8 protein-coding genes are annotated in these 7,260 nt (G+C 45.4%); 6 read left to right on the top strand and 2 right to left on the bottom strand.

The window, feature by feature from the left end:
• From AC1DV1_RS26875 to AC1DV1_RS26855, 5 genes are all read left to right on the top strand, one after another.
• The coding region (locus AC1DV1_RS26875; protein WP_477366250.1) for a transposase at positions 1 to 236 on the top strand (236 nt) is incomplete at its 5' end.
• A 66-nt stretch (positions 237 to 302) separates the two neighbouring features.
• Entirely contained in the window at positions 303 to 1,448 is a 1,146-nt protein-coding gene (locus tag AC1DV1_RS26870) for a DNA polymerase III subunit (RefSeq protein ID WP_477366247.1), read from the top strand.
• Between the two features lie 2 nt (positions 1,449 to 1,450).
• On the top strand, positions 1,451 to 3,001 hold the full coding sequence (locus AC1DV1_RS26865; RefSeq protein WP_477366244.1) for a PSP1 domain-containing protein: 1,551 nt from the start codon (positions 1,451 to 1,453) through the stop codon (positions 2,999 to 3,001).
• A gap of 1 nt (position 3,002) precedes the next feature.
• The gene (locus tag AC1DV1_RS26860; RefSeq protein WP_477366241.1) at positions 3,003 to 3,485 is read left to right on the top strand and encodes a gliding motility lipoprotein GldH; all 483 of its coding nucleotides are present in this window, start codon (positions 3,003 to 3,005) and stop codon (positions 3,483 to 3,485) included.
• A gap of 348 nt (positions 3,486 to 3,833) precedes the next feature.
• Entirely contained in the window at positions 3,834 to 4,031 is a 198-nt protein-coding gene (locus tag AC1DV1_RS26855; protein ID WP_477366238.1) for a hypothetical protein, read from the top strand.
• A gap of 254 nt (positions 4,032 to 4,285) precedes the next feature.
• Here AC1DV1_RS26855 and AC1DV1_RS26850 read toward each other — a convergent pair whose 3' ends face one another.
• Both AC1DV1_RS26850 and AC1DV1_RS26845 read right to left on the bottom strand, forming a co-directional pair.
• On the bottom strand, positions 4,286 to 4,672 hold the full coding sequence (locus AC1DV1_RS26850) for a hypothetical protein (protein ID WP_477366234.1): 387 nt from the start codon (positions 4,670 to 4,672) through the stop codon (positions 4,286 to 4,288).
• Positions 4,673 to 4,740: 68 nt separating this feature from the next.
• On the bottom strand, positions 4,741 to 5,493 hold the full coding sequence (locus tag AC1DV1_RS26845) for a UDP-2,3-diacylglucosamine diphosphatase (protein ID WP_477366231.1): 753 nt from the start codon (positions 5,491 to 5,493) through the stop codon (positions 4,741 to 4,743).
• 367 nt (positions 5,494 to 5,860) lie between these two features.
• Here AC1DV1_RS26845 and AC1DV1_RS26840 point away from each other — a divergent pair, with 367 nt between their 5' ends.
• A complete protein-coding gene (locus AC1DV1_RS26840) occupies positions 5,861 to 7,234 on the top strand; it encodes a DNA recombination protein RmuC (protein ID WP_477366227.1) in 1,374 nt (457 codons plus the stop codon).
• Positions 7,235 to 7,260: the final 26 nt, after the last annotated feature.

Here is a 7,260-nt window from a genome sequence, read left to right as displayed (position 1 = left end):
GCGCACATTGGGGGATAGAAAATCAGTTGCACTGGCAACTGGATGTTGGTTTTGGCGAAGACCACAATACCACACGCAACAGGCAGGCCGCTCAAAACCTGGCAGTCGTCAGAAAAATAGCCTTAAATATTCTGAAAGCTGATAAAACCAGCAAGGCCAGCCTGAAGGCCAAACGAAAAATGGCTGGTTGGAACCATAAATTTCTGTTAACGCTTATCGCTAATAAAAATTTCTAATGCGTCAGCCCTGAAACGTTAACTCAAAACTCACTACTTAAAACTAAAATCACTATTTTGCACCAAATGCAGTTTAAGGAAATAGTTGGACAAGCGGCAACAAAGCAAAGGTTGCTTAACTCGGTGGCAGAGAGCCGGGTAAGTCATGCGCAATTGTTTTTAGGCCCCGAAGGCTCGGGCAGCCTGGCGCTTGCCGTGGCCTATGCCCAGTACCTGAGCTGCGAAGATAAGCAGCCCGATGACTCCTGTGGCGTATGCTCATCATGCCGCAAGTACAACAAACTGATGCACCCCGACCTCCATTTTTCGTACCCTTTCTTCGCCAAACATAAGGACGATACCGCTCTTACGTTTATTGAGCAGTGGCGCGAGGCTTTTGGTGCTAACCCATATTTAAACCTGGATGCCTGGCGCGGCTACCTGGACGCCGAAAACAAACAGGCTAATATTAATATAGCCGAGTGCCACCAGATTATTAAAAAGCTCAGCTTTAAACCATTTGAATCTGCCTACAAGATCCTGATTCTTTGGTTACCCGAATATCTGGATAAAGAGGGCAATGCCTTGCTTAAAATCATCGAAGAACCGCAGCCCAATACGTTGTTTATATTGGTGGCCCAAAACCAGGACCAGATACTGAATACCATCCTGAGCCGTACGCAGCTCATTAAAATACCCTGCCTGCATTCGGCAGAAGTAAAGGAATACCTTATAGCCGAGCACCACCAAACCGAAGATGCCGCGGGCGAAATTGCCTACCTTACCAATGGTAACTTAACCGAGGCGCTTACCATGCTGCAACAGGATACCAAAAGCTACCACGAACTTTTTGTGCAATGGCTGCGCCTGTGTTTCAGCAATAGGGGGATGGAGGTTTTAACTTTTGTTGATAGCTTTGCCAAAATGGGGCGCGAAAACCAAAAGAATTTTTTACGCTACGGCATCAGCTTTATCCGCGAGTGCTGCCTGCTGATGGCCGGTGCCGGCAACCTGGTGCACCTGCCTGCAAAAGAGCTGGAAACCGCCCAAAAAATGACCAACGTCCTTGATATTAACAAGGCTCAATATATAAGTACCGAGCTTGAAAAAGCGCATTACCACGTAGAGAGAAATGCAAATCCTAAAATTTTATTTTTAGATGTATCTTTACAGATTATAAAAATATTAAATTTAAAAACCATCCCCTCGGGGAGTCAATATATACCAAGTTAATTATGGGATGTGGAAGTTGCTCAACAGGGGGCGGATGCTCACCTGCGGGCTGCAAAAGTAATGGCTCATGCCTTACCAACGGTTGCAGCAAATTAGATGTTTACGATTGGCTATCCCACATGGATATGCCAACAAATTATAAACCTTTTCATGTTATCGAAGTAAAATTTAAAGGCTCGCGCAAGGAATTTTACCTGAATAACGATAATATTTACCTGGAAGCAGGCGATCTGGTTGCCGTGGAAGCTACCACCGGCGGCTATGATATTGGCCACGTATCTATCACCGGCGAACTGGTGCGCATGCAAATGACCAAGCGCCATGTAAAAGAGGCCGATGTGGTTAAAAAAATCTATCGCCGTGCTACCGTTGCCGATGTGGATAAATGGAAAATGGCCAAGGACCTGGAATGGGAAACCATGCACAAATCGCGCAAGCTGGCCCTTGATTTAAACCTGAACATGAAGCTGAGCGACGTGGATTACCAGGGCGATAAAACCAAAGCAACTTTTTATTACACCGCCGAAGGCCGTGTGGATTTCAGGGAGCTGATCAAAAAAATGGCCGAAACCTTTCGCATCCGTATCGAGATGCGCCAGATAGGTATGCGCCAGGAAGCAAGCCGTTTAGGCGGTATTGGTTCCTGCGGTCGCGAGCTTTGCTGCTCAACCTGGTTAACCGATTTTAAAACAGTATCTACCTCGGCAGCCCGTTACCAAAACCTGTCGTTAAATACCCTGAAGCTGGCAGGCCAGTGTGGTAAGCTTAAGTGCTGTTTAAATTACGAGCTGGATACCTACATGGATGCGCTAAAGCACATCCCCGATAATGTAAACGTGCTTAAAACCGAGAAAGGCGATGCCCGTTTGCAAAAAACCGACATATTTAAAAAGATCATGTGGTTTAGCTACCCGCGCGAAGAAGCGTGGATACCGATGCCCATAGCCAAGGTTAAAGAAATTCAGCAGCAAAACCGTGAAGGTATTATACCTGCCGACCTGGGCGAGCTGGAGATGGAGGAAACCGAGGTAATAAAAGCGCTTGACTACGAAAACGTAGTTGGCCAAGACAGCCTTACCCGTTTAGACGACCGTAACCGCGCCAAAAATCAAAAGAAAAACAACAATAATAAAAACCGTAACCAGCAGCAAAAACCTGGCGGTGCCGAAGGCAGGCCTGCAAACCAGCCCCGCCCGCAAGGTGCAGCCCCGGTAGCCGAGCGCCCCGCCGGTGCCCCTGAAGGTAACCGGCCGCCAAAGAGTAACAGGCCGCAGCAGCAAGGCAACAAGCCGCCTCAAAACCAGGGCAACCGTACACCACAGCAACAGGGGCAAAAACCCCAGCAGCAGCATGGCCCGCAACAAGGGCCAAGGCCACAACAGCAACACGGTCCGCAACAGGGCCCAAAGCCACAGCAACAAGGTAACCGCCCGCCGCAGGAAGGCGGCAGCAGGCCCGAAGGTGGCGGCAACAACAGGCGCCACAGGCCAAACCGCCCCAATAATCAAAACCGGAATAACAATAACCCGCCACAGGATAATACGCCCCAATAAAATGAAACGGTTTATCAAAATACTTTACCCGGCTGTATGTGTACTAATCACCATGCTGTTGGGTAGCTGTACCGATCCTGGCGCAATTGTAGATACCAACACACAAATTGCCGATCATAACTGGTCGTACGTAAACCGGGCTAAGTTTGATTGTAAGATAGATGACGAAAAAGCGGCCTACAACCTGTACTTTAACCTGCGGGTAACCGATGCCTACAAATACTCCAACCTGTTTATACTTATCCATCAAAAAAGCCCCAACGGCTACATTAAAACCACCCGTTACGAATTGAAACTGGCCAGTAAAGATGGCGAGTGGCTGGGCAAAGGATCGGGTAATTTATATAGCTACCAGGTCCCTTTTCAAAGCGGTTTTAAATTCCCGGTTAAGGGCATTTACCATTTTGAGATTGAACAAAACATGCGCGACAATCCCCTGCACGAAGTGAGTGATGTGGGGATACGGGTAGAGAAGGCGAAGTAATTGCCAGCCAGGCTTCCGTTAATTAATGACACAATTGGTAAATATCGAACAATGAAGATATTGGTGTTCAATATCCAACATCAGGAAAGTCGCGTTTAGCCTTTTTCATCTACAAACGGTTAACTTTTACAAAATAATACACTTTTAAGCTAACTTGTAGAGCAATGTCATTAAGTTAACGTGAGTTCGATATAAGCCGCTAACATCAACTGATTAACAAAATATGCTTAGTTATTGATATTCAATTAATTGAATAATTAAATATCGCTCGAGATTTTCTTAATCTTATCCCGAACACACGTTATTTAACGAGATCTTTGCTTTTATTTGTATCAAAACCCTTATCACATGACGTTAGCATTTTTAAATATTGGTGTGCCTGAACTTTTAATAGTTTTAGTTTTTGGTTTCTTTTTGCTTATAGCAATAGGCAACTATGGTCGAAATACTGCCCTGGGTTATTGGGGTTCGGTTTTGCTTGCCATTTTTACTACACCTTTGATAGCGTTCTTGGTGATATTAGTATTGCGGCGCAAAAAGAAATAATTTAAGGATTTTCTGCCCCAGCGGGGGAAAAGCTTGGTAGTGAAAAAAATTCAAGATTGAGCTCCGTGCCAGAGGTACGGAACGTTAGTTAGCGTACCTCTGGCACGCAAAAACGTTATTTCATTTATGCTACAAAGCTTTTGCTCCTCTGGAGCATCCTGTCAATTACTTGACTTAAAGCAATTCCCTGGATCCACATTCATTATTTTGATGTTACTGGCACCCTTGTTCGCCCTTTCCTTACTTACAATTGACTATGGAACTATATAACCCACGCCAAATACCGTATGCGTATAGGCCTGGCCGTTTGTATCCTGCAGCACTACTTTATCATCGTTGTAAATGGTATAAGAGATGGTGTTGAAAACATCAGACAGCAGGCTAAATGAAAGGAAGCCTGTTGATTGCAATTGCTCGGAATAAGTGTATGTCGTTCCTTTGGCCACAGCCAACGAATTTGCCACTAATTTTTCTGGGGCACCAGCGGTGGCAGAGGTTGTTACCGTTAAATTAAAGTCGGCGCTGCCGCTTATGGTAATTTTAACAGTATGCAGGGCCGGCGTAACAGCATCATTCTTTTTTGAGCAGGAAGCAGTCAAAATGCAAAGGATGGAAATCACTATCAGTTTTAATTGCTTCATCAGTTATTTGCGGTTTTAAAATTAGATGAACCTTGTTGAATATATACTACTCATTAACACCCATCACATCAGGGTTTCTCAAAATACTCCAGCCTTAGTTCCTCCCCGTCAAATACCGCGTAGGTATTAAAATTAACCCATTCGCCCAGGTTAATATAACGGCTTTCGGGCGTCAGTTGTATATCTAAAGGCAGGTGGCGATGGCCGAAGATGAGGTAATTATAAAAATTTGATTGCAACTCTTCCCTGCAAAAAGTAACCAGCCATTCCTGCACGTGAGCTTCGGGGCCTTCCTTTTTTGAACTGGCTATGCGGCTGTTGGTCGACCAGTAATTGGCTATGCCAACACCAAAATTGGGATGTAAACGCGCAAACAGCCATTGGCAAAATCCGCTGCGAAAAAAGTTTTTCAGCAGCTTGTAAAAATTATCACCAGGCCCAAGCCCATCGCCATGATGCAGGAAGAATTTTTTGCCGCCGCGCTCTATTTTTAATTCGTTGCTGATGATGGTGGCACCAAGTTCTTTTTCAAAGTAATCAAACATCCACATATCGTGGTTACCTTTAAACAGGTAAAGCTTTACGCCGGCATCCGTAAGTTCGGCCAGTTTGCCCAAAAAACGGATGTATCCTTTAGGGATAACGGTTTTGTATTCAAACCAAAAGTCAAACACATCACCCATTAAAAAAAGTTCGGCAGCATCGGCTTTTATGGTATCCAGCCAGCGTATTATCCTCGCCTCACGATCTCGGCTATTGGTGAATGCGCCGGCGCCCAAATGAAAATCAGAAGCAAAATAAAGTTTGTTACGGGGTGGCATAGATGGCAAAAATACAGTTATTGGACGAAAGGAAAAAATGGGGAATTTGGCGAGGGAATGTGGAGTTCCGATGTCGGAATGCTGAAACCGATGGCTCATGCCGAAACCATCGGTTTGAACGCCGGTCACTACTCACCCCGGCTACGCCATGCTGGCCGACCCTCTCTCCGGTTGCGCCGCAAAGAGAGTTAAAATATATTTTTCCTTTTCTTTTTCGAGCCCCCTCAATGCGACGCAGTCGGAGAGAGGGGGGACGCCCCGATATTTATCGGGGTCGTCGGGGTGAGTCGTCGCCGCCGTGCGATTAAGCTAACACCTTTATGATTACTAAAAATATTAACCTAAATTTGCTAATATTTTTATCAAAATGAATTCAGAGATACTGATTATTACCTCGGTTGTTATACTGCTGATAGCCGTTTTGCTGTTTATTAAAAAGCCAAAAGCCGTTGATTTGATATCGGCAGACGATTTAAACCGGCTGCGCTCAGAGAGCGATCAGCTTAAGATTGCTTTGGCCAGGGCCGAAGAAAAAGCCAGCGGCCTGGCTGGCGAAAAAGAAAACATTACCCAATTTTTAAAGGACGAGAAAAACCGGCTACTGGATGAGCTATTGTATGAACGTACCCAGTTGGCCGCTGCCAATAAATCGTTGGAGAATGCGCGCGCGTACTATACCTCGCAGCAGGAAAAAATGCAGGAGCAAAAGGTGGAGATAGAACAAATTCGCAAGCAGTTTCAGCAGGAGTTTGAAAACGTGGCCGAAAAACTGCTGAAAGAAAAATCAAAAGAGTTTATTGATGTAAACCGCAACAATCTTGACCAGATTTTAAATCCGCTTAAAGAAAACCTGAAAGCTTTTGAAGATAAGGTAGAGAAAGTTTACAACATGGAAGCCGCCGAGCGCAATACCCTGAAAGGCGTGATAACCCAGTTGATGGACCTTAACAAACAGATAAGCGACGAGGCACAGAATTTAACCAGGGCGCTTAAAGGCGACAACAAAAAGCAAGGCAACTGGGGCGAGGTGATCCTGGAACGGGTGTTGGAACGGTCGGGCCTGGTTAAGGACCAGGAATACCGCATACAGGCTGCCATGCAGGCCAATGACGGCATCCGCTATCAGCCCGATGTAATTATCGACCTGCCGGATGAAAAGCACTTGGTTATTGACTCAAAGGTTTCGCTGATAGCTTACGAAAGGCTGATAAGCGCCGAAACCGAAGAAGACCGTAAGTTATTTGCCAAAGCGCATGTAGAATCGATTAAAAACCACATTGGCGGTTTATCTGCCAAAAAATATCACGACCTGTATAAAATAAACTCGCCCGATTTTGTGTTGCTTTTTGTGCCTATAGAGTCGTCGTTCAGTATAGCCGTACAGTTGGATGGCGAGCTGTTTAACTACGCCTGGGATAAAAAAGTGGTGATAGTAAGCCCATCTACCCTGCTGGCTACCCTGCGCACCATTGCCAGTATGTGGAAACAGGAGCGCCAAAACCGTAACGTATTGGAGATAGCTCGCCTTAGCGGCGATATGTATGATAAATTTGTTGGCTTTTTAGGCGATATGGATAATATTGGCAAAAACATTACCTATACCCAAAATGCTTATAACAGCGCCGTAAATAAACTATCAGACGGCCGCGGAAACCTGACCACCACAGCCGAAAAAATCAAAAAGCTGGGGGCAAAAGCCGATAAACAAATTGACAACAAGTATTTGGGAGAAGAGAGCTGAAGGCCGAAGGCTTAAAGCAGAAAGCA

This window comes from Mucilaginibacter sp. P4_D1 (assembly GCF_056401935.1).
Note: the sequence above shows the minus strand (reverse complement) of the source record. Positions and strands in the feature narration are given on the sequence as shown.

Coding starts and splice junctions, on each gene's coding strand:
- AC1DV1_RS26870 (WP_477366247.1), top strand. CDS start 303: ATGCAGTTTAAGGAAATAGTTGGACAAGCGGCAACAAAGCAAAGGTTG.
- AC1DV1_RS26865 (WP_477366244.1), top strand. CDS start 1,451: ATGGGATGTGGAAGTTGCTCAACAGGGGGCGGATGCTCACCTGCGGGC.
- AC1DV1_RS26860 (WP_477366241.1), top strand. CDS start 3,003: ATGAAACGGTTTATCAAAATACTTTACCCGGCTGTATGTGTACTAATC.
- AC1DV1_RS26855 (WP_477366238.1), top strand. CDS start 3,834: ATGACGTTAGCATTTTTAAATATTGGTGTGCCTGAACTTTTAATAGTT.
- AC1DV1_RS26850 (WP_477366234.1), bottom strand. CDS start 4,672: ATGAAGCAATTAAAACTGATAGTGATTTCCATCCTTTGCATTTTGACT.
- AC1DV1_RS26845 (WP_477366231.1), bottom strand. CDS start 5,493: ATGCCACCCCGTAACAAACTTTATTTTGCTTCTGATTTTCATTTGGGC.
- AC1DV1_RS26840 (WP_477366227.1), top strand. CDS start 5,861: ATGAATTCAGAGATACTGATTATTACCTCGGTTGTTATACTGCTGATA.